The sequence below is a fragment of the Enterococcus sp. LJL90 genome (assembly GCF_056924355.1).
Genome location: NZ_JBXPBQ010000009.1, coordinates 90191 through 114387, shown reverse-complemented (window position 1 = coordinate 114387; position 24197 = coordinate 90191). Strand labels below are relative to the sequence as shown.

Here is a 24197-nt window from a genome sequence, read left to right as displayed (position 1 = left end):
AATTTTATTAGCTAAAAATTATATAGGGGATTATTATTTTACATTTTAATGAGCTTGGCAAATATTGTCCAAAATATTAAAATAACTTGTTATTTTAAGACAAATAAGTTAACATAAACATAAATGAAAATGAACGCAGATATATTTGAAATAAGAGGGAATTTATATGCCTAACCGAGGTATTCTACACGTAACTGTCCATTCAGCTCGGAAAAATCCGAAAAATTTATTGATTAGAAAAATCGAAATCGAGTCCACCAACCCGGCTTTTCTTGAAATTGAAGAGGAAGATTTACTGGGCTTGGTCCACGAACTGAACCAAGCCTACAATAATTTTAAATTGTATCGCTGGAAATTAGAATCCAATCAGCAGCAGGAGTATTTTTTGACGATTCTCTTACGGGAGCGTGCGTCTTTGAATGCCCCTGATTTGAAGTACCTTGTCTATCGCCATTTTTCTGATGAATTGTATCAGCAGACTCTCCAAAAAACGCAGGAAGAGTTGGCTCAGCTGCAAAAGAAAGCTAGTCTGTTGACGACTAAAAATGATTTATTGGAGGAAGACCGCAAACTGCTGGATGTCAAAAACCAGCAGCTAGCTCTGGAAAAAGACCGCCTCGCTGCAGAAAATCAGCAGCAGCTTTTAAGTCCACTACCGGCTGAAACAGTAGCTTCGCTTGCTGACACTAACCAGCTCAACGAAGTTAAACAACAGCTAGAGGCCGAAAAAGCTGACTTGGATACGCAAAACCAAAAACTCACTCGGGAAAAAGAGCTGTTGGCCTCTAAAAATGAATTGCTTAAGACTGAAACCAAAGCCTTTAGTATGCAAATCAGTCAATTGCAAAAGGATAAAGAACAGCTGGCCGCAGCCAATGACGACTTAAATAAATCAGAGCAAGTTTTAGCCGGTACGATTCAGCAATTATCCCAGGAAAAAGAACAGCTTCAATTGGAAAAACAACAATTGACTGCGACTAACCTGCAGCTGGACAATTCCGAAAAAGTTTTAACCAATAAAATTCAGCAATTAACACAGGAGAGTGAAACGCTCCAGCTGGAAAAACAGCAGCTGACTGCCGATATTTTACAGCTGAATAACGCTGAACAAACGTTAACAAAGACGCTTCAAGAGCTGCAGGCTGAAAAGGAACAACTCACGCTAGAACTTCAGCAAACAGCCCAGACTGGTCAAACTTTGGAAATCCAAGTTCAGCAATTGCAAACTGAAAAAGCGCAATTGATTGAAACGAGTAATCTTTTGCAGGCAGAAAAAACTCAGCAAGCCCAAGAAAAGAGTCAATTAGCCGAGCAAATTCTCCAATTGAAAAACGAAAGTCAACCATTGGCAGAAAAACTTAATCAATTGACGGCGGAAAAGGCCCAGCTGACCCGCAATTACAGTCAATTGGAAAGCGAAGTAGAACGCTTTGCTTCCAAAACCGAGCAATTTGAAATTGAAAAGGAAATTCTTGAAACTAAAAATCAGCAGCTAGGCTACGAAAAAGAAATGCTGCAGCAGGAAAATCAACGGCTGCAAAGTGAAGCCGGCCCTAACAGCATTGAAGCGCAGCAATTAAAAGCCGAACACGATTCGTTGAAACTAATGAACCAGCAATTAATCGCAGACAGAGAAACTCTGCAAACTGCTAATCAAGCTTTGTCCGCTGAAAAAGAAACCCTGAACAGTGCTAATCAGCAGCTCACTGCTGAAAGAGAAAGCTTGCTGACCGCAAATCAGCAATTCACAACAGAAAAAGACAGCTTGCAGGCGACGCGCCAGCAATTAAATGCAGATAAAGAAACCTTACAAGCGGCAGCGCAACAAATTGCCGCTGAAAAAGAAGCCTTACAAACAGCTAGCCAACAATTAGCAACAGAAAAAGAGGCATTGAAAACTGCTAATCAAGCTTTGGCAACCGAAAAAGAACAGCAACAGGCCTCTGTCGAGCAGCTTAGCCAAGAGAAGGAACATTGGCAGCAACAGGCGACTCAATTACTTGCAGAACAGCAAAATTTCAATCAGCTTGAGACTGATTACCAACAATTGCAGGCAGATTATTTACAGCTGCAGCAATCGCAAAATCAATTAGCCGCCACTAATCAGCAGCTACAAGCAGAAAATGAAGAATTTTCCGCTGCTGCTCTCTTGCCGGTGACTGGTCCAAGAACAGCTGACCCTGAAGTTGAAGAATTAAAAAATGAAGTTCAGCAATTACAGGATGCCAATCAGCAATTAGCTGAAGAGAAACAACAATTAGCATCTGCCAACCAACAATTGACAGATGAAAAAGAATTATTGGCAAATGAAGCGGCACGTTTAGAAATGACTCCGCCGCTCGCAGCAGATCAGCAGGAAGCCCAGCAAAAATTACAAGAGCTAACAGCCAGAAATCAGCAGCTCTTAGGACAAAAGGATGATTTTGATACCATCGTTCAACAATTACAGGCTGAAAAAGAATTACTAGAAGAAAAGAGCCTGCAATTAGCCCAAGAGAAAGAGGCCATCGAAGAGAAAAATCAACGGCTCATCGAAGAAAGCCACTATTTGGAAAACGAAAATCAGCGGCTGCAAACTGACCCTAGCGAACTCCTCAGTGAAAATACTAAACTTTCGGAGGAAAGGGAATTTTGGGAAATGGAAAGACAGCAGTTGGAGGATGAGCGCTCGCTATTAGCTTCAAAAAATCAACAGCTGGTTTTAAAATTCGAAGAGCTCAATGATAAATATGTCCGCCTATATAAAGCCGACCGAACAGCTAGTTTGAAGGAAAAAGTTCAAGAGTTAGAAGCGACTAATCAAGATCTTGAATCACGTTTGCTGCAATTGGCCAACAAAGAAATTATTCAACAGGATGAAATTGTTGAAGCAACTGAGCCTGCCAGCAGACAGTCCCGCTTAGAAACGACTCAGGACATTGAAGAGCTGAAGCAAAAATTCAAACGAGCTCAAGGGGTAAAACTGCGGACGAAAAAGCGAGTTAAGGCGCAATTTTTAAAAAGTGATATGTCCAAAGTCGAATATTGTAAGTATTATTGGGAAGTTGTCGATTTAAAAAATATCTGCGACCTAGACAATCTAACTTATATTTTGTTCAATTCTTGGATTAGCAATATTCCAAATTTTATTGAAAAAATCGAGATTGAGACCAATTACAAGCATGCAGAAACCAAAGGTACCTTCAAAATATCCAGCCAAAATGCCGCTTATATTGAAGCCTATACTGCCCTATATGACTTTTTAGGCACCTTTTATAAATTATAAGTAGCTCTTCAGCGCACCTGAATTTTTCAATAAAATTCAGGTGCGCTGCTTCTTTAGAAACAAAACAAAAAATTTTCAAACTATTAATAATGTTATTTATAAAACCCAGAGGAGAACATTTCTTATTTTCTGTTTTAATAAAGATAATTTTTTAAAACCTAGCTGAGTGGGTTCTTTTCTAAAAATACAACGGTAAGGCCTATTCAGTAGGAGAAGCCTTAAACCAGTTGAATTAAATTCTTGTAAAAAATTTTTAAAGTCAATCTAGAAAACTATTATTTTTATCAGCATTTTATTAAATTTAGCTAGTCATTTATCAAAATATAAAATTAACTTGTTATTTAACGACCAATCATGTACCATTAAATTGAGGCTAAGCGATATCATTTTCGAATTTTTAACGTTAGAGGGAAAGCTTATGGTTATTGGGAATTTATTTACAGTAAAAATTTATCATCCCCGCAAGCGTTCTGATAATCTAGTTTTACGGAAAATTACCGTTTCATCCTCCGAAACTATTTTACAGGAAGTCACGCAAAAGGATGTACAGCGATTAATTAAAGTGCTGAATCAAGCCGACGGTCAACTGCGTTTGTACCGGTGGAAGCTCAAGGAAAGCGACGACTTTTCTTTGATCATTTATTTAGAAGATGATTCTGCGTTGAATTTAGGAGAATTCAAGCCGCAAATCTATGAATTTTTCTATCAGCTTTTTTACAGCCATGCCCAAAAAATGCTGCAAAAACAGCAAAAGTCCACCAAAAAAGCTGACCGCCTAAATCAAAAATTACAGCAGGAAAAACAACAACTCCACACGGATAAAAAAATATTAGACAGTGAAAATCGGCAGCTGATTTTTGATAAAGCGCTGTTGGACACCGAATTAGATGAGTTAAATAAACAAAAAATTACCCTGACGCAAGAAAATCTTCAGTTAAAGACTGCCAACCAGGAAATGCTGGCAGTTGGCAATTCTTCACCAAACGGAGATTCGGCCGTTGATAATGAATTACAGCTAATGGCGGCTCAATTAGAAGAAGAGAAAAGACGTTTGCAGACAAAGGATCAGCAGCTAACTTTATTGGAAGTAGCCTTATCTGAAAAAGAACGCGGCCTTCAAGGGAAAGGGACTGACGCAGATGAACATTTAGCGTCAAATTCAAAGGAGCAAGCAGACTTAGCTGGCGTTGAGACCGCCGCTCTGAGAAATGAAAAGCAAGAGTTGTTAACCGAGTTAGCACTTTTGAAAGCCGACCAGCTGCAGCTACAGGAAAAATCGCAGCAGGTATCCACTTCTCAAGAGCAGCTGATTATCCGCAAAGAGGCCCTGCAGGCTGAAAATCGACAGCTGAAAATTCTCCAGCATCAAACTGAGTTGAAGCATCAACAGCTGCAAAAAGACAATCGCCAGTTCGATATTCAAGTGCATAATTTGACGGTACAAGTAGAAAAATTAGAAGCTGTCAATACGCAGCTGGAATTAAAAATCCGCGAATTGACTGTCGAAAATCAGCAGCTGAAGACCTCAGCTGACATTCCTGAATTTAATTTTGCCGATATTATTGACACAGAGAGCAGTTTGACACGAACTGCTCCACCACCTGAAAGATTTGCGTGGGACCCCCAGATAATGGCTGGCGATCAGGAAAAAATCGACTGCGTCAAAGAAATTAAGCATCTAAAAAATAAATTTGAGATTGCTAAAAACACCCAGAATCGCAGCAAAAAAAAGATTCGCTCCTGCATTCTTAAAGACGGCATTTCAAAAATCGGCTACTGCAAATATTTTTGGGATGTCATTGACTTAAAACAATGCACCACATTAGATAGCGGAACTTTTGAGCTATTGGATTCTTGGATTGCCGCAATCCCAGCGCTCGTTACTGACATTAAAGAAAATGCCGGCACCACCGATTTAGAGAGCGGTGGCTACGGACGGATTTCCAAACGAAACCTGGCCTTTCTCGATGGCTACCGAGCATTTTATCATTTCCTTAACAGCTTTTATAAATTGTAAAAACAGCTTTTCCCTGATTGGCGGTTGCTTTAAGCCAATCAGGTGGAAAGCTGTTTTTGTAACTATAAATTCAAAAATTTTAAAGAGCCTATAATAGTTTAAAATTGATTCTTAAAGGTAATTAATCATAAGATAACTCAGCTTGTTTTTGCATAATTCGTTCGCTAATCTTCATAAAGGGTAGATAGAGCAGGACGCCAATTACAATAACTAGCAATTGCCATAGAGGTGCGCGCCAATCACCAGCTGTTGCTAAATAAGAATTTAATAACGGCGGCGTGGTCCAAGGAACCATCACCACTACTTTGTTAATCCAGCCCAATGAAGTTGCCACATACTGAATAGTCAACCCAATAGCTGGCTGTAAGACAAAAGGAATAATCATGGGAATATTAAAAACAATTGGATAACCAAAAATCATTGGTTCGTTAATATTAAAAATCCCTGGTGCCACTGATAATGTGGCCACATCTCGGCTGGCTTTCATTTTTGAAAACAATAACGTGGCAATAATCAAACAGATAGTTGACCCGCTGCCACCTAGCATCCCAAATTGGTCCGTGTTCACCAACGTGTGGGGAATCGTTTCGTGGGCAGCATAAGCAGCCATGTTTTCATTTAAGTTTAACAACATTAAAGGGTCTAATAAAGTTCCGTTGATTACTGTTTGATGTATCCCTAAAGTAAATAGTAAATTGCCCGTACTATAAATTAGAATAATGCCCGGCAGGCTCGTGTTCACTCGTCTCAGTGGTTCCTGAATCAAAGTGGTAATCAAAGTAATCAAATCTGTATTAAGAAAAACAAAAAGTAAAGTTGCAACTAAAGCCACGATGCTCAAGGTAACGGTAGCTGGAATCAAAGAACTGAAGGATGCCGAAACAGCTGGCGGCACATTTTTACCTAAATTGATGCGCAACTTTTTAAATGCCGATAGCTTCATGAAAAGTTCTGCTGCTAAAAGCCCCACAATAATTCCTGAAAACATCCCTGTTGTCCCAATATTATTGAAAGAGATGACACCGGAAACGGTCTGGGCAACTTCGGATTCTCCTAAAACCATTGAAATGGACTCTGGATTGGTCATAATCAAAGCCGATAATGCAACGATACTGGTAGCCATTGGGTTACTGAAATTTTTATTTTTTGCCAGCAAATAGCCAATTGCTGGTGCTAAAATTAAACCCGCCACACTGAGAGTCCCCCTGGTAATCGTATTTCCCCAGTATTGCAAGCTCATCAAGGTGTCTCCACTGGAAATTTTCGGGAACAAAACATTATTAAACAAAACAGCAATACCGGCTAAAATAAACAATGGCATAATTAAGGCAAAGGAATCTCGCAACGTTCGCAAATGTACCTCATTACCTATTCTTCCGGAAACCTCTGCAAATTTGTCAAGAAATCTGGCACCGCGGCCCTCTTTTTTCATCATGATTATCCCTCTCCTTTTCGAATAATTTCCCCATCAGACGCAATCACTTTTTTAAACCAAGCATAGCTTTTCTTTGGTATCCTCTTCATATCTTTTAAATCATGATTGGTCCGATTAACGTAAACTAACCCATATCGCTTACGCATATCCCCTTGTGAGCTTAAAATATCAATCAACCCCCAACCAAGATAGCCCATTACTTCAACGCCATCTAACTCAATTGCATCATACATGGCTTTTAGATGTTCTCGGTGGTACTCAATCCGATAATCATCAGCAATCTGGTTTTCTCCGTCCCATTCTTCTTGAACACCGACACCATTTTCAATCGGAAATACTGGCAGGCGATATCTTTGGTACATTTTATTTAAGACATCGCGAAAACCTAACGGATCAATTTGCCAGTTCCATTCAGTCGTAGCGATGTAAGGATTATCCTTCTTGCCAAAATCCATATAAAAATTCGGTACTGTCCCCTCCGGAATCATCTCAGCCGCAATCGTAGACGAAGCATAGTAGCTAAAGCTGAGAAAATCATTTTTTTGTTTCTTGATTTCGGCAAGTTCCCCCGGCAAAATATTCATATCAATTTGATTTTCCGTTACAAAATGCATCATCTCATGGGAATACTCACCTTTCGTGTAAGCATCTAACAAAGTAAAATTCACAAACTCATCCCATTTGCGGGCAACTAAAATATCCTGCGGTTTACAAGTGGCTGGATAAACTTCACTATAGGCCAGCATACCACCGATTTTAGCCTCGGTAGTTTCGTGTAAATAATTGGCCAGTGTTGCGTGGGCAACCATACAATTATGAGCGATTTTGTATAAATCGCTGGCTGTTTTATCGCCCCTCAAATACCCACTGATTTTAAAAGCCTCCGGTACATGATACAAATTGTGCTCATTAAAAATAATCCAATATTTGACTTGACCGGAAAAGCGGTCAATCATTTCTTTGCCATAGCGAATGAAGGCTGCCAAGACATCTTTATGAATCAGCCCATTATATTTTTCCGCCAAATGCAGCGGCATATCAAAATGATACAAACAAATCATCGGCTCAATTCCGCGAGCAATTAAGCCGTCGATAAATTTTTGATAATAAGCAATCCCCTCTTCATTGAAGGAACCATCCCCATCTACCACTACTCTTGACCAAGAAATCTGAAACCGATACATGTTCATGCCTAAATCTTGAATATAATCTAAATCCTCTTCAAAATGATGGAAGTTATCATTGGCAAAGTGCCAGTCGCTGCTCGTTTCTGTTGCCGGCCTTACATCATAGACAGATAAACTCTTGCCGCCTTCCTGCCAACCGCCCTCTGTTTGCATACTTGAGACTGAATTGCCCCAAAAAAATTTTGTCATACCATTCTCTCCTCTTTTGAAATCGCTTTAATTTCTTTTAATTTAATCAATTTAAAATAGTTTGTAAAGACTTTGTCATGATATAATAGGTTATATGTAAAGTCGTTCTTTTACAAACTAAACGAGGTGCGTACGATTGATTAAATACAGTGAAATTGCCGAAGATTTACGGGAAAAAATTGTTACTGGTTTTTACACCAAAGGCAAACTTTTACCTAAACAAACTGAATTGGTGAAAATCTATCAAACTAGCCGTGTGACTATTCAAAAGGCTCTCAACATTCTCAGTAAAGAGGGCTTGGTCTATTCTAAAAGAGGGGTTGGGACTTTTGTCGTGGAAGAAATTCCCGAAAGTTTTCTGCTAGATAGTAAAGTCAATCGTTTTTCTGGTGTCACCAATGAACTGCGGGGCAAAGGGAAGCTTTCCAGCGAAATTATTTCCTTCGAAGTCCGTTTTCCAGATGAAATAGAATGTGATAAACTCCAAATTTCTAGTGAAAGTCCTGTTTACGATATTATTCGCTTGCGTAAACTCAATAAAGAGCCGATTCTTTTAGAATATACAATTATGCCAATCAAAGTTATTCCTGACTTAACAAAAAACGTTTTGCTGAAATCCATTTATGCCTTTATTGAAAATGACCTGCACTTAACAATTGGCTCAGCTGTCAGACGCATTCATGCTGACCGCCCCGATGCTTACGATAAACAGTTTTTAGATTGTCGCGAAATAGATCCTATTCTTGAAATCAATCAAGTTGCTTATCTGAAAGATGGCCGGCCTTTTGAATACTCTCAAACCCGCCATCGTTTTGATAAAGGAGACATAATCTTTACCAGCTCAGCTATCTGATTTGCAAAGAATTTCATTTACAAACTTGTGCTTTTTAATCTTTAAAACGGATTAGCGCCTTTAAACTAAAGGCTGTTAACAAGTTAAAATCCACCTAACAAAATTGTTCGTTGCGTGTCATCTGATTCTATCGAAGCTACCAGAAAAATCTGTTATTTTATTTAAAGATTAAAAAAGGACTGGTGCTCACAATGAACAAAATGCTCAATGGTTTTCAAATGAAGATGCTCGGTGTCGTCACAATGGTGATTGACCATCTGGCTGAATTTTTTTCCTTTCTAGGCGTGCCCCTCTGGTTTCACTGGATTGGGCGAATAGCTGCTCCGATTTTTTTATTTGAAAGCTCTGAAGGATTTGTCTATACCCGCAATCGCAAGAAATATATGCTGCGCTTACTTTACGGCTTTTGGATTATGGGAATTGCCAATCAAATCCTCAATACGTATTTTTCTGTCGACAATGAAATTGTCCTTAATAATATTTTTGAAACATTATTCCTAGGAACCATTTACATGCTCAGCGTTGACTATTTTAAAGCTGGCTTCAAACATAAAAAAGGCAAAGATATTGCAAAAGGACTGCTGCTATTTCTATTACCGATTGTCGCTAGCGTTATTCCATTTCTTGGGATTCTGATAGCTCCCGGCAATCAAATCGCCGGTCGAATCACACTGATCTTAAGCATAATCATTCCGTCACTGCTGACTACAGAAGGTAGCGTCGTGTTCGTCTTATTGGCGGTGTTGTTCTATCTATTCCATGGGAAAAAATTCTGGCAAATTGCTAGTCTGTTATTTATAGCTTTATTAAATCTAGTGCTTGGCAGCGGCAATCCCTTCACGGAAAATTATCAATGGATGATGATTATCGCCGCCGTGCCGATTATTTTATACAACGGTGAAAAGGGCCGCAGCATGCGCAACTTTTTCTATTATTTTTACCCGCTGCACATCATTGCCTTCGCTGTGATCAGCTTTTTCTTACGACAATAATTTTAAATTAAACAAAGACCGTCGGAGCAATTTGGATTGCCTCCAGCGGTCTTCTTTTATTCTGCATCAGAAAAGTTTAAACAATGAAAAAATAGATTAGGCTCAAAGCCAAGATAATCTGGAAGCTGCCAACACAGAGAATGTATTTTAAAAAGCGGGGCCCTTCCTTAAGAAATACAGTAAAATCCAGACGCAATCCAATCGCCGCGAGGGCCGTCAGCTCCAACCAACTGCTGGCATCGTGGGCGCCGGCTTTCAAAATTTCAGGAAAGCCAACGACACTGTGAAACAGACAAAGCGCCAAAAAGCCTAAGATATACCAGGGCAGATTAATTTTTTTCTGCCCTACAACAGGTAAAGCTTGTTTTTGGTTGACAAATTTTTCAAACAAAATCACAACCGCAACAATCAGCACCACCCGTAGCAGCTTGAAAATCATCGCAAATTCCACCACGGAGTCATTCACCATTTTACCAGCCCCCACCACTTGACCAACTGATTGCAGCGTACCGCCTAAAAGTGCACTGCTGGATAAGATATTTTCTTGAAAAAAACTGGTCGCAATCATTGGCAGCACTAGCATCATCACCGTCCCCAAAAGATTAACCAAGGTAATAATCTGCCCTTTTTCAGTATCTTTAGCGCGAATCACCGGCGCAATAGACGCAATCGCCGAAGAACCGCACACGGCATTGCCACCCGCCATCATTAAAGACATTTCTTGATTAAATTTGAGTCTGCGGCCCACTTGATAGGTAAAAATAATTGTACCCGCCATCTGCAACAAAATAAAAGTCGCTCCACTCAATCCAAGTTGGCTAATCGTCTGAAAGGTCACACTAGTTCCCAACAGTACCACCGAAATTTCCAGCAAACGACTTTCTGCAAATTTTGTACCCTGTGCTAGTCCCTTTCCTTTAAAAAAAGTATTGCCTAAAATAATGCCTAAGAAAATTGCGATTGTCGCCGAACCAAATTTGGGAAAAATTGGTTCCAGCCACTTGCTGATTACAGCCACGGCGACTGCGAGGGACAACCCCGGCAAAATTTTTTTAAAATGCGGAACTAACTGGCTTGGTTTTTCCTTCAAAAGTATCATCCTATTCCCTCCTCGACTACCACTATACTTGTAAAATTCTGTCACTTGGATAGACTACTATAATGAATAGGAAAAAAATTTTTATGGAAGTGATTACATGATGCATTATCTGGAAACCTTTCGCAGTGTCTATGAAACTAAAAGCTTCTCCCTCAGCGCTGAACAACTTTTTTTATCTCAGCCAACTGTTTCCAATCAAATAAAAGCCTTGGAAAATGAGCTGGGGGTCAGCCTCTTTGTGCGCAACGGTCGCTCAAAAATTATCGCTACCCCACAAGCGGATTTATTGTATCAAAAGGCTTTGGAAATCTTGGACCAGTGGCATAGTACCGTTCAGTCGCTACAACAAGAAAAAGCAGCTTTAACCCCCTGCAATCTAGCAGTCTCGCAAACTTTTGCCAGTTATCTGCTGCCGGATTTATTAAATTATCTGTTGGAAAAATTTCCCAATCTGCAATTTCAAGTGACCATCTGCAATTCCTTTGAAGCCTTTGATGCTGTCACCAAGCACTCCGCTGATTTTGCCTTTATTGAACAGCCGCTAGTCTCCCGTGAGCTTGAACGGACCCTGCTGCAACAAGATCAATTAGTCTTAGCCGGCCAAGCCAATCAAAATTTATGGCTGATTCGAGAAAGTACCTCCGGCGTTTTTCATTACACTAAAGCTTTTCTGGAGGAAAATAATATCAGTGGCCCCTTTATGGAAATCAATAGCAATGCAGTCATCCTCCAATTGTTAAATAGAGGCATCGGCCGCTCGATTATCTCGCAATTAGCCGTTGAAGATTTTCCTCATCAAATTCTTCCTGAAAAATATCAGCGGGCCTTTTATCTCCTCAGAAGAAAACAAGCAACAGCTGATTTCAGTGATGATTGCCAAAAAGCAATTTTGCATTGGTTTGAATTGCGGAGATTAGGACGATGAGATGAGTGGTTTTAATTATAGTGAGTCAAACGTAATGGCTGTGAAGAGTAGGGTTTACATGTGTGAAGCGCAGCTGATTTTTTTCTGAAGACAAAAAGGAAATCCATCGGCGGGGACCGATGGGCTTGGGATGCTAGTTCAATTTTCATCAATGCTAAAACAATTCACTGCTTCACTCCTAGTTGAACTGTATGTGACCCGTTGTATCTGAGAAAAAATTCTTTTTTTCAGGACAAAAGGGAGCCCGCCAGCGGGGACTGGCGGGGTTAGGATGCTAGTTCAACTTCCTACAGCACTTATACAATTCTCCTCTTCACTCCTAGTTGAACTGTATGCGACCCGTTGCTCTTCAGAAAAAGCTCCCTTTTCTGAAGACAAAAAGGGAGCCCATCGGCGGGGACCGATGGGCTAGGAGTAAAAAATGAAAAAGTGTTTTATTGGGTTTGTTTTATTGGGATGAGTTCATCATAACCGGAAATTGTGAAGATTTTGTGTTTGCTGCTTAGCAATTATTGGAAGATTTTGTAAGAAAGTTTAAAGCGTGACTGTGGATGACTTTAGCACAAATAAGTTTAATCTCCAATTGCTTGCAGCCTAATAATCAAATCTGTTGGTCTTTAATTAAAAAAAGCCCACTGGTGGAGACTAGCGGGTAGGAGTAAAGATGAACCTCCTAAATTTAAGAACAAGAGTCTTACTTATTCCTTTGGCTTTCGCTGACAGCCGAACAACTTCTATCTTTAACTAGATCCAGCGAGCAAAAGCTTTTTTGGAATGAAATTATCATAACCTGTGATTATGATCTTTTTGCATAGAAGTTGATATAGAAAGTAAAAAAGATTATTGTCGTTGAGTAAATTCTTTTGAGGAGATTTTTTCCAAGGAAAAATCTCCATCATCTTATTACAGCTCTTTATTCAATTAATTTTATCCCCGCTATTGTGGTATCCTTGGTTTAAGATGGCGGATAAAGAAGCTTATGCGCTGGAACAAGCAGCACTCAATCAACAAAAAAATGCTTAAAGAGTGCTATTAACTGTTAGAAAAGAGGAATATGATGCTTTATCAAAATCCGATTATTAAAGGTTTTCACCCCGACCCCAGTATTTGTTTTGACGGAATAAATTATTATTTGGTTTGTTCCAGCTTTGAATATTTTCCTTGTCTACCGATTTTTAAAAGTCAGGATTTAGTAAATTGGGAGCTGAATCACTATGCCATCACTGATGAAACCTACTTAGATTTTTCTGGCATTAAAAATTCTATGGGCCTATTTGCGCCAACGATTCGTTATCATGATGGCACTTACTTTCTGGTTTGTACTAATATCAGCCAAGGAAATTTTGTCTGCCATACAAAGAATCCCGAAGAGGGCTGGTCAAAACCAATTTGGTTGGATGTCCCCAAAGGAATTGACCCTTCTTTGACTTTTATAAACGGAAAATGTTTTTACCAGCTTTCTGTTTTCGATGCTGCTGGTCAAAATCAAATCATTCAACTAGAGATTGATCCCTTCACAGGAGATACATTATCAGAGGCGAAAGAAATTAGTCGTGGCTGTGGCGGCCGTGATGTTGAAGCGCCCCATATCTTTTTTAAAGATGAGTGGTATTATCTTGTTCTAGCTGAAGGTGGCACACGGGAAGGCCATATAGTAACAATTCAACGCAGTAAAAGGATAGACGGACCTTACGAGGGCTTTGCCGGCAATCCCGTTTTATCAAACCGAAATATAAAATCACCTTTACAAGCGGTCGGCCATGCAGATTTCTTTTGCGACAAATTTAATAATTGGTGGCTAGTGGCCTTAGCGACCCGCCCCCGCAAACATTTCACCTTATTGGGCAGAGAGACTATTTTACTGCCAGTAGATTGGCAAGATGGCTGGCCGATTGTCAATCAAGATGGTCATGCTACAGAAATCGTTGCGACGGAAAAATTATCTGCTGAATTAAAACAATCAGCAGCAAATGCTTTTACCGCTGATAAGCTTCAAACAGTGCGGTTTCCTGTCAGCTATCAATTTGACGAAACTCTCACTTTAACGAATTATCCTGATTGTCTCGGTGAAACACAAACTCAAGCAATCAGTTTTGTATCTGTTTCACAGGAAGACCTTTCCGCCGAATTTGAAGTTTCTCTAAATCTTCTGGAATTAGTAGAAGGAGCATTTGGCATCGCTGTTTATAAGGATGATGACCATTTATATCAAGCAGGGATTAAAAAAAGTTCAGCGGACTATCAACTTTTTAGCGAAAAAAAAGTTTTCGATTTGCAACTTCAACAAGTTACGCCGCTTTCCCTTAATGGAAATGAAGAGCTGACCATCCGACTGACAGCTGCTGAAATTTTTTATACTATAGAAGTGTTTAACGCTAGTCATAATCTGATATTTACCGATCAAATTGCGACCCGTCACTTTTCAAATGAGGTGGCCAGCTCACCTTTTACCGGGGTGCAGCTTGGATTATTTGCTGAAGGTCAGGCCGGCACAACAACCTTTATCAATCCCCAACTAATGTATCAATAGAATTCAAGAAATAAAAACGAACTATTTTTGATAATTTTTAAGAAATAAGGCTGTCTTCGAAGATAGTCTTATTTTTGTTGCCTTTATTTACTAAGTTTAGGTATTATAAGCAATATATTACTCTTTTTAATAGGAGGTTCCCTAGATGCAGCATGAGAAAATCGTCCCCAACAAGAACTATCCATTTAAAATTTTTAAATTCCACTCGAAAAATGTCAATCGTCAAATTTTGCCCCACTGGCATACCAGCTTAGAAATTTTGTGTTGTGTTTCAGGTGAGTTGGTGCTGACTTATCGGACTCAGGAAATAATCCTTAAAGCAGGTCAGGTCCACTTAATTAATTCGAATGTTGTCCATTCAACGAGAACACCAATTCCTAGTGAGGTGATTGTCTTGCAGATTCCCTTTATTCATATTGAGCAGCTGACAGAAGGCCAATATGGAAATACGATTCTCTTTGAAAAAAATTTAGCGAAGGATAGTAGTTTGTTTGCGTTGATTGCGTTAATTTATCAAACTTATTCCAATAATACTTTAGTTAATCGCGTGAGGGTTCAAGGGGAAATTTATCAATTATTTAGTCTTTTATTAGAGAATTATCAACTTCCCATGGCCAGTGTTAAAGAAATCAGTACACAAAAGAATCTGCGGAAGATTACAGAAGTGCATCACTATATCGCTGCACATGCGAATGAGTCTTTAAAGCTGACGGAGGTTGCTGAGCATTTCAATTATAATCCCGCTTATTTTTCCCGCTACTTCAAAAAATTTGTCGGTATCACGTTTGTTTCTTATTTAAAATCAATTCGTTTGGATTTTGCCTTTCCTCTATTAGTGGAAACGGACCTGCCAATTTTAGATATAGCCAATGAATGCGGCTTTGGCAATGTAAAATCTTTTTACTTGGCTTTTAAAGAAGCCTATGGAATGTCACCGCAGCAATATCGCTTGTCCCATCAAAGGTAAAAAAATTTCCGATTTCCCGTATAAAAGAGAAAAGAATAAAAAACGCTTACATATTATGATAAGCATGTGTTAAATAAATCATGATTGGAAGTGCGACAAAATGAAAGAGAAAGTCATTAATTTTTTTGAGCGGGTGAATCCTTTTTTTGACAAGCTAGGAAATAATGCTTATTTAAAAACGATTTCCGGTGCGATGATGGGGACTCTCGGACCAATTATTATTGGATCAATTGCAGTCTTGTTAGCCGTATTAAGTGCAAATGTCCCGTTTCTAGCAAATTTTTCTGAACTTTATACCAAGCTGAATACAATCACAATTGGTTCCATGGCATTATATGTTGTTGTGTTAATGGCCTACCATTTAGTCAGACAGTTGGACCCGAAAGAAGATGCAATTTCTCCAGCCATTATTGCTTTATTAAACTTTTTAATTATTACTCCGCTGGGAACAACGACTGATGACGCTGCAGCAATCCCGACAACTTGGCTCAGTGCCCAAGGGGTTTTCTCCGCAATGATTGTTGGTCTCGTCTCTGCTCGTCTTTTCTTAGCAATTAAGAGAAAAGGCTGGACAATCAAAATGCCAGCTGGTGTACCGCCGATGGTTACCAAAGTCTTTGAAGCGCTCTTGCCGACCTTTATTGTTGGTTTCTTATTTATCGTCGTTTCTTATTTATTTGGTTTGACGTCATTTGGCAGCATGCATCAATTTGTTTATACGATTATCCAATCACCATTACAAGGGATTGGCGGATCCATTTGGGCGGTAATCATTATTTCTTTAGTCCAACAATTTTTATGGTTCTTCGGGATTCACGGAACTAACGTGGTCATGCCAATCGTCTCTGCTTTGTGGCTAGCGATGGACGTTGAAAACCTAAACGCTGTGGCGGCTGGTCAAACACCGCCAAACATTGTCGGCTATGCCTTCTTCAATATTATCACTTGGGGCGGATTAGCTTTAGGCTTAGTTATATTAATGCTCAGAGCAAAGAGCAAACAATATCGTGAAGTCGCAAAAGTTTCGATTGTTCCAGCGCTATTTGGAATTACCGAGCCAGTTATTTTCGGAACACCTTTAGTGATGAACTTCCGTTTAGCTGTTCCTTTTATTACGAACAATACGATTGCCATTGTCATCGCCTATCTCTTAACGCAATTTGGTGTGGTCGCCCGCTTTAATGGCGTCCAAGCAATCTTTGGTTTACCATTAGGCTTCCATGCAGCAGTTGAAGGTAGCATTTCCATTATCCTGCTGCAATTATTTATCCAATTAATCTTGTCGCCGCTACTTTGGTATCCTTGGTTTAAAGGCCTAGACAATGAAACTTATCGCAATGAACAATTAGCGGCACAAGAAGCTGGCGAACAAGCCGCTGAATAAACGTATCTGGAGGTAGTATCGTGCAGGAAAAACAATTACAGACCTTACTTGATTCCTTAACTTGGACAGAAAAAGTTGGTCAATTAATTCAGCTTTCCGGTGAATTTTTTAATACAGAAGGCATGGCAGTTGGTCCGCAGCAAAAATTAGGAATTAGCGACGAAATTTTAGCCAATGTCGGCTCCGTTTTAAATGTCACCGGCGCTGAGAAAACCAAAGAAATTCAAGAACATTTTTTAAGCCAATCAACCCATAAAATTCCATTAATATTTATGGCCGATATTATTTACGGCTATCGCACAATTTTCCCAATCCCCTTAGGCTTGGGTGCGACTTGGAATCCCGAATTAATTGAATCTGCCTATCAAGTCTTAGGCAAAGAAGCTCGCTCTGGCGGAGCCCATGTTACTTTTGCGCCAATGGTTGACCTCGTGAGGGATGCTCGTTGGGGACGCTGTTTAGAATCCACCGGTGAAGATCCATTATTAAACAGCCATTTTGCCAGAAGTATGGTCAATGGTATTCAACACCAATTCGACTCAATGGGAATTGCTTCTTGCATCAAACATTTTGCCGCTTATGGCGCCGCAGAAGCTGGTCGTGAATACAACACAGTGGACCTGTCAGAAAGACGGCTGCGGGAAGATTATTTGCCAAGTTACCAAGCCGGTGTCGATGCCGGCGCCAAAATGGTGATGACTTCCTTCAATACTTATGACGGTATGCCGGTGACCGGCAATGAATTTCTTTTGAAAAATGTTTTGCGGGATGAATGGGGCTTTGACGGTGTGATTATCTCCGACTATGCGGCGGTCAAAGAATTAATTGACCACGGAGTTGCCAAAGATAATTTTGAAGCTACCACTTTAGCGATGCAGGCCACTAATGATATTGATATGAAATCACCCTGCTACGCCAATGCGTTACTGCCATTAATTAAAGATGGCAAAATTGACGAAGAGTTAGTTAATCAAGCAGTCTACCGCGTATTAAAATTAAAAAATGACTTAGGTCTCTTTGAAGATGCCACTCGCGGTGCTAGCGCCGCCAAAGAAACAGAGCTGTTATTGCATGACTCTCATCGCCAGTTGGCTAAACAAGTCAGCAGCGAAGCGATGGTTTTACTGGAAAATAAAAATCAGCTGCTGCCTCTGACACCCAATCAAGATAAAGTTCTGTTGGTAGGTCCTTACGGTGACAATCAGGAACTAATTGGCCTATGGGCCGTCCATGGCAAAACCCAAGACACAGTTTCAATTTTAAGCGGCTTAAAAAATTATCTCGATGACGAACATTTAAGTTTTGAAAAGGGTAGCGACATGCTGGATTCCTATGATTTTCTTGGGGAATTTGGTGCCCCTAAAGAGATGATTGACAGTCTGAAAATGACTCCTGAAGCACAAGCCGAAGCTCTTGAAAAAGCACTGACACTAGGTGAAAAAGCGGATGTCATTATCTATGCTTTAGGCGAGCATACTATGCAAAGTGGTGAAGCCGGCAGTCGAACTGATTTACGCTTACCTGATGTTCAACGCCGCTTCTTGAAAAAAATGATAGCCCTCGGTAAAAAAAATATTTTAATCGCTATCAGCGGTCGCCCACTAATTTTAACTGAAGAACAAAAGCAGATGGACGCTATCATCGCCGCTTGGTTCCCCGGTACTGAAGGTGGCAGCGCTCTTGCCGACATTATTTTCGGCAAAGTCAATCCAAGCGGACGCCTGTCAATGAGTTTCCCTTATACCGTTGGGCAATTACCAATTTATTACAACGGCTTCAAGACAGGGCGGCCTGCAACAACTTCCAATCACTCAGGTCGCTTTGTCTCTAAATATCTCGATGCACCAAACGAACCGCTCTATCCTTTTGGGTATGGCTTAAGCTATCATCAAAGCCAATTATCTGAATTAACTTTGAGCGAAACAGAAATAACCGACAGCTTGACCATCAGCTTGGAAGTAAGTAATTTGTCTCAAGTTGCTGGCACTGACACCATCCAATTATACATTCAAGATGTAATCGGTTCTGTAGTGCGACCTGTCAAAGAATTAAAGCAATTCAAAAAAATCACATTAGCAGGTCACGAAACAAAAACTATTAGCTTTACCTTAACCCGTGACGAACTACGATTTTACACCAAGAGCATGGCCTTTGCCGCTGAGCCCGGAGAATTTCTAATCTTCGTCGAAAACGGACAGCAACAAGTATCAGCAAAATTTGATTTAATCTAAGCCAATATAAAAAGCAGCTGACATAGCTCTGTTTCTAAAAATTATTTTTAGAGATGGGCTGCTATGCTGAGCTGCTTTTTTATTTTGCTTTTTAGAAAACAAAAAGGGAACCCGCCAGCGGGGACTGACGGGTTTAGGATTCTAGTTCAACTTTCATCAACACTTAAACAACTTCTTTGCTTCACTCTTAGTTGAACTGTATACGGCCCGTTGCTCTTCAGAAAAAAATCCCTTTTCTGAAGACAAAAAGGGAGCCCATCGGCGGGGACCGATGGGCTAGGAGTAAAAAATGAAAAAGTGTTTTATTGGGTTTGTTTTATTGGGATGAGTTCATAATAACCGGAAATTGTGAAGATTTTGTGTTTGGTGCTTAGTGATTATTGGAAGATTTTGTAAGAAAGTTTAACGTGCACCTTTTTTTGCCCCGATGAGAAATGAGAAAATTAACTCACTCGAATTATCGCTGTCAATTGCTTGATAAAGAAGATTGGAAGCTCTCAAGCATAGGACTGAACAGGCTGCAATATATTGATTGAAAAATTCATAATATTTATCGGAGGAAGCGGATGGTTTCTGAGCCTCAAGCTCAATTCTTTGCAAAATTTCTGAGCTGTCCTGCCTCTTTTTTAGCTTCATCCCAAAGAATATCCCTTCTTGAATCATAATATCTTCACTCATAATAACCCCTCCACCTTAATTTTTGTCTCTACATTTGAAAGAGAATATTTTATGAAACGCTGGCAACTTAAGCTTCATTTCAATTTAAATCCAAAAAGAAAGATGCGTATATCTCAGCTTTGCCAAAGTTCTGAAGTGATTCATACACCATTTTCCTACAGCGGGCTAAAATTCAAAAGGTTTGACCTGTTTCACGACATCTAGAATTGTCCCATCCCTTGATTCGACGACTGCGATAACTTTGTCTTCCCATTCCAAATTATCCGGAGTTCCGACTAGTTCGTATGCTTTTTCCTTCAGCTCTTCAATAGTGACATGGGCGATTCCTGCGGCGTCAAGATTTTCAATTAAATCTTTTCGCAATGGATTGACCGCAATGCCATAATCCGTCACTAAAACATCCACGCAATCACCTGGTGTAGCAACAGTCACCACGCTGTCACAGACAGTTGCCATCCGCCCGCGGGTTAGTGGTGTAACGATGATACAGCATTTACTCCCGGCTGCTGTATCAGGATGTCCCCCAGGGGCGCCCCGCAAGACACCATCTGAGCCTGTGATAACATTGACGTTAAAATCTGTATCTATTTCCAATGCTGAAAGTACAACAAAATCTAAATTATTTACATAGGCGCCCTTATTTGCTGGATTAGCATACTCACTCAAATCAATTTCTAAATGATCAGGATGTTTAAAAATATGACTTATTGCTCCTTGATCAAAATCCTGTGTATCTAAAATTTTCCCTACCAGACCTTTATCCTGCAGTTCACAAATTGCACTGCTTGTGCCACCTAAAGCGAAACTCATCTTAATCTTACGCTCGACCATATATTGTTCTAAAAAGCGATTGACGGCCAAAGACGGTCCGCCAACACCTGTTTGAAAAGAGAAACCATCTTTAAAATAAGGCGTAGCTGCGATAACTTTAGCTACGTCTTCAGCCATCATCAGCTCCCGAGGATTATCTGTCATCCGCGCTTCTTTAGTCGAAATTTTTGCGGCATCCCCGATATCCTCGACAAGACAAACGCAGTCGACATCAATGGCTGAAATGGATGAAGGCAGGTTGGGAAAATCAACTAAAGTATCAGTGATAATTACTGTGTGATCTGCATAGTGAGAATCGTGAACAGCAAAGCCCATTGAACCACAATTGTTTTTTCCATCAACACCTTTAGCATTACCAAAAATGTCCGCTGTTGAAGCGGCCAGAAACGCAATATCGATATGAACTTCGCCTGCTTCGACTGCCCGAGGCCGTCCCCCATGACTACGAATAATAGCTGGTGTTGCTAATTTTCCTGCAGAGATAGCTTCGCCTATTTTTCCACGAACGCCAGAAGTTTGCACGCCGATAATTTTTCCTTCTTCGATATAGTCAGCAATAATTTCTTGGGCATTACCTAAAGAAGTGGCGGCTACTGTGATATCCTTCAAGCCCATCTCCTCCACTAAAACTTTTGCGACCATGCTAGCCACATAATCCCCTTCACGAAATTCTGTATGAAATGAAAAAGTCATACCATCATGAGCACCGCAACGCTCGCAGGCCTCACGAATACTTTGACATAGTTTAGTCTCGACAGGTTTGACACTGCGACGGCTTCTTGGAGAATCTTTTTTAATATATTTCCCATCCATATAATATTTTCCTTGATAAACTTCTTTACCGTTAGTTAATACCGTGTCTGGAATCTCTCTATTTACAGCATTCTTCATCTTGTTTTCCCCTCCTCTTAAAGGTCTCCGTGATAAACACCAGTTGCTTTTGCCAAGGCCAATACCCGTCTAGCATCTTCAAAAAATGGAATATCCACCATTTTTCCATCAACGGTATAAACGCCGACACCAGAATCAGCCTGCTCGTTAAATGAGCGAATTAATTTTTCAGCGTAGGCAATTTCTTTTTTCGTCGGAGCAAACGTTTCGTGAACGAAACGGATTTGTTTTGGATTTACCACGCTTTTCCCATCAAAGCCCATTTTTCTATTTTGAATCACTTCTGCTTTAAATGTTTCCATGTCATCAATATTCGGAAACATCGTATCAAAGCATTGAACACCCGCAGCCCTGGCAGCTAAAAGCATTTGTCCTCGAGCAGTCAGCATCTCAATACCATCTTTTTCAATTTGAACATGCATACTCTTTCTAAAATCGCCACCAGAAATCGCACAGCCAAACATTCTGTCTGATGCAGTAACAATTTCATAAGCATTCAGAATTCCTAGCGGGCTTTCCAGAGCCGCCATTAAAAGTGTGCGACCAACTTCGATACCAAATTCCCTTTCAGCTTTTTCTACATGTTCTTCCACCAGCTTAACATCTGCCGCACTTTCACATTTGGCAATGCGGATGCCATCCGCTCCGCCAGCAACTACACACCGAATATCTTCCTGCCAATGGGGGGTGTCCAGACCGTTAATTCTTACTAACACTTCCGTTGTACCATAATCGATATTTTTCAACGCTTGATACAGCGAAAACCGAGCAGCATCTTTTTGATTTTCAGCTACGGCATCTTCTAAATCTAAAATGATACTATCGCTGCCGTAGATGTAGGCGTCTTTGATAAGGCCGGGCTTTTGGGCGTTCATAAACATCATTGTTCTTCTTAAACGGATTTTTTGAGGTGTTGGTCTAGTTATCATCTACATTACCCCCCAAGAAATATTTTTTTCTGATTGATTGACACTACGAAAAATTGCACATTCAATTCTCGCTTTTAAGGTACATTCCAAAGCTCCCTTATCAACAATTGTCACCGAGGCATTTTCAACTTCCAATTTTTCTAAGGTTTCTAGTGCGACTTTTTTGATTTGCCGTCCGTATTGATTCATCACACTGCTTTGAATGGACACATCCAAGCCTTGATTTAAAGGGCGAATCGTCACTTGAACATCACTAGATTCTAACGTTCCGGCAATAGCATTCTTTTCAATTTTCATTCATTACCAGTCCTTTCTCTTCTTACTTTTAAGTAAACAACAAAGTGTAAAAAGTGTAAAAGTCCGTTTTTTCTTCTTCAGCCATTCCGAAAGAGAATTGTAAAAATATTCGATATTCAAAGCAAATAAGTTATAATCAAAACAAGAAAGCGCATAACAAAAAAATCATTCCATTACTAAACGGAATGATTAAGTGGTTTTATAAATATAAAAACTAATAGCTAGGAGTGATATTTTATGGATGAGAGAGACTTTGAAATCTTATTAACACTAGACCGAACTAGAAACATTACCCATGCCGCTAAACTTTTATATGTCTCCCAATCCTCTTTATCAAAAAGAATCACTGCAATTGAAACGGAATTGAATATCACGATTTTAATTCGCTCCCGTAATGGTGTCTACTTTACGCCTGAGGGAGAAATCGTCTTAAGCTCATTACGAAATATTGCACAAGAATTGCAACTGATGAGAGAAAAACTTGATTTATCCAAAAATATTATTTCAGGATTTCTCAAGGCAGGCATCTCCTTAAATTATTCTTTGTATAAGTTACCGCAAATTTTAACAGAATACCGGAAAAGATTTCCTGAAGTACACATGCATGTCACTACAGATCACAGTCGTAAATTATATAATCAGCTTTTAGAAGGCAGTATTGATGTCGCTATTGTCAGAGGAGATTACCCTTGGAAGGGCGAGAAAATTCTTTTAGACCGAGAGAGTATCTGTGCCATTAAAAGCAAAGGTAACAGCTCGATTCCTTTTAGGGAGCTTCCTTACATTGGCAGAAAAACAGACTTGGCCTTTGAGCGAGAATTGCTCCAATGGATGCATGAAAATGATTATACGAAGCAAATAAACGGACTCTACGTCGATAATATTACCACCTGTGTTGAGATGGTTAAAAATGATGGTGGCTGGGCGATTGTCCCAGAAATTTGTTTGCAGGATTTTGACGGTGATATTTTACCGTTGAAATTTGCCAACGGCGAGCCCTTCGTCAGACCAACATACTTAATGTTTTCACCGATTGTTTTGAAGCTACCACAAATAGAAAAATTTATTGAGCTTGTTCGTAGTTTTTCAAATTAACCGTTGTTCTTCAGAAAAAGGAACTTTTTTCTGAAGAACAAAAGGGAACCCGCCAGCGGGGACTGGCGGGTTAGGATGCTAGTTCAACTTCCATCAACTCTTATACAATTTTCCGCTTCACTCTTAGTTGAACTGTATGCGACTCAATGCTTTTCAGAAAAAGCTCTCTTTTCTGAAGACAAAAAGGGAACCCATCGGCGGGGACCGATGGGTTAGGATGCTAGTTCAACTTTCATCAATACTAAAACAATTCACTGCTTCGCTCTTAGTTGAACTGTATGCGACCCGGTGTATCTGAGAAAAAATTTATTTTTTCTCAAGACAAAAAGGGAACCCGTCAGCGGGGACTGACGGGTTAGGAGTAAAAAATGAAAAAGTGTTTTATTGGGTTTGTTTTATTGG

17 protein-coding genes and 1 pseudogene are annotated in these 24197 nt (G+C 39.9%); 11 read left to right on the top strand and 7 right to left on the bottom strand.

The window, feature by feature from the left end:
- The first annotated feature begins 166 nt into the window (after positions 1-166).
- The gene (locus AC1Z3S_RS16770) at positions 167-3265 is read left to right on the top strand and encodes a coiled-coil domain-containing protein (protein ID WP_461741301.1); all 3099 of its coding nucleotides are present in this window, start codon (positions 167-169) and stop codon (positions 3263-3265) included.
- A gap of 418 nt (positions 3266-3683) precedes the next feature.
- A complete protein-coding gene (locus tag AC1Z3S_RS16765; protein ID WP_461741300.1) occupies positions 3684-5282 on the top strand; it encodes a coiled-coil domain-containing protein in 1599 nt (532 codons plus the stop codon).
- 121 nt (positions 5283-5403) lie between these two features.
- Here AC1Z3S_RS16765 and AC1Z3S_RS16760 read toward each other — a convergent pair whose 3' ends face one another.
- The gene (locus AC1Z3S_RS16760; RefSeq protein ID WP_461741299.1) at positions 5404-6717 is read right to left on the bottom strand and encodes a PTS sugar transporter subunit IIC; all 1314 of its coding nucleotides are present in this window, start codon (positions 6715-6717) and stop codon (positions 5404-5406) included.
- 2 nt (positions 6718-6719) lie between these two features.
- Complete coding sequence (locus AC1Z3S_RS16755) at positions 6720-8093, bottom strand: glycoside hydrolase family 1 protein (RefSeq protein ID WP_461741298.1); 1374 nt, start codon at positions 8091-8093, stop codon at positions 6720-6722.
- Between the two features lie 136 nt (positions 8094-8229).
- Here AC1Z3S_RS16755 and AC1Z3S_RS16750 point away from each other — a divergent pair, with 136 nt between their 5' ends.
- Both AC1Z3S_RS16750 and AC1Z3S_RS16745 read left to right on the top strand, forming a co-directional pair.
- A complete protein-coding gene (locus tag AC1Z3S_RS16750) occupies positions 8230-8946 on the top strand; it encodes a GntR family transcriptional regulator (protein WP_461741297.1) in 717 nt (238 codons plus the stop codon).
- Between the two features lie 191 nt (positions 8947-9137).
- Positions 9138-9938 carry a TraX family protein gene (locus AC1Z3S_RS16745; protein WP_461741296.1) on the top strand — a complete coding sequence of 267 codons (801 nt, stop codon included), beginning with the start codon at positions 9138-9140 and terminating at the stop codon, positions 9936-9938.
- A gap of 76 nt (positions 9939-10014) precedes the next feature.
- On the opposite strand, the gene AC1Z3S_RS16740 is transcribed toward AC1Z3S_RS16745, so the two are convergent.
- Entirely contained in the window at positions 10015-11028 is a 1014-nt protein-coding gene (locus AC1Z3S_RS16740; RefSeq protein WP_461741338.1) for a YeiH family protein, read from the bottom strand.
- A 106-nt stretch (positions 11029-11134) separates the two neighbouring features.
- On the opposite strand from AC1Z3S_RS16740, the gene AC1Z3S_RS16735 reads away from it, so the two are divergent.
- The 6 genes and pseudogenes from AC1Z3S_RS16735 to bglX all read left to right on the top strand — a co-directional run bounded on the left by AC1Z3S_RS16735 (position 11135) and on the right by bglX (position 19074).
- Complete coding sequence (locus AC1Z3S_RS16735) at positions 11135-11962, top strand: LysR substrate-binding domain-containing protein (protein WP_461741295.1); 828 nt, start codon at positions 11135-11137, stop codon at positions 11960-11962.
- An 879-nt stretch (positions 11963-12841) separates the two neighbouring features.
- Positions 12842-12985: pseudogene (locus AC1Z3S_RS16730) on the top strand (PTS sugar transporter subunit IIC); the annotation flags it as partial.
- A gap of 34 nt (positions 12986-13019) precedes the next feature.
- On the top strand, positions 13020-14492 hold the full coding sequence (locus tag AC1Z3S_RS16725; RefSeq protein ID WP_461741294.1) for a glycoside hydrolase family 43 protein: 1473 nt from the start codon (positions 13020-13022) through the stop codon (positions 14490-14492).
- A 145-nt stretch (positions 14493-14637) separates the two neighbouring features.
- A complete protein-coding gene (locus AC1Z3S_RS16720) occupies positions 14638-15459 on the top strand; it encodes an AraC family transcriptional regulator (protein ID WP_461741293.1) in 822 nt (273 codons plus the stop codon).
- Between the two features lie 100 nt (positions 15460-15559).
- Positions 15560-16843 carry a PTS sugar transporter subunit IIC gene (locus AC1Z3S_RS16715; protein ID WP_461741292.1) on the top strand — a complete coding sequence of 428 codons (1284 nt, stop codon included), beginning with the start codon at positions 15560-15562 and terminating at the stop codon, positions 16841-16843.
- A gap of 20 nt (positions 16844-16863) precedes the next feature.
- A complete protein-coding gene (gene bglX / locus AC1Z3S_RS16710; RefSeq protein ID WP_461741291.1) occupies positions 16864-19074 on the top strand; it encodes a beta-glucosidase BglX in 2211 nt (736 codons plus the stop codon).
- A gap of 402 nt (positions 19075-19476) precedes the next feature.
- On the opposite strand, the gene AC1Z3S_RS16705 is transcribed toward bglX, so the two are convergent.
- The 4 genes from AC1Z3S_RS16705 to citD all read right to left on the bottom strand — a co-directional run bounded on the left by AC1Z3S_RS16705 (position 19477) and on the right by citD (position 22700).
- On the bottom strand, positions 19477-19752 hold the full coding sequence (locus AC1Z3S_RS16705; protein ID WP_461736117.1) for a hypothetical protein: 276 nt from the start codon (positions 19750-19752) through the stop codon (positions 19477-19479).
- 165 nt (positions 19753-19917) lie between these two features.
- On the bottom strand, positions 19918-21474 hold the full coding sequence (gene citF, locus AC1Z3S_RS16700; RefSeq protein ID WP_461736116.1) for a citrate lyase subunit alpha: 1557 nt from the start codon (positions 21472-21474) through the stop codon (positions 19918-19920).
- A 17-nt stretch (positions 21475-21491) separates the two neighbouring features.
- Complete coding sequence (locus AC1Z3S_RS16695; protein WP_461741290.1) at positions 21492-22403, bottom strand: aldolase/citrate lyase family protein; 912 nt, start codon at positions 22401-22403, stop codon at positions 21492-21494.
- On the bottom strand, positions 22404-22700 hold the full coding sequence (gene citD, locus AC1Z3S_RS16690; protein WP_461736114.1) for a citrate lyase acyl carrier protein: 297 nt from the start codon (positions 22698-22700) through the stop codon (positions 22404-22406).
- Positions 22701-22937: 237 nt separating this feature from the next.
- Here citD and AC1Z3S_RS16685 point away from each other — a divergent pair, with 237 nt between their 5' ends.
- Positions 22938-23795: a LysR family transcriptional regulator gene (locus AC1Z3S_RS16685; protein WP_461736113.1), complete on the top strand. Its 858-nt coding sequence runs from the start codon at positions 22938-22940 to the stop codon at positions 23793-23795.
- The last annotated feature ends 402 nt before the right edge of the window (positions 23796-24197 follow it).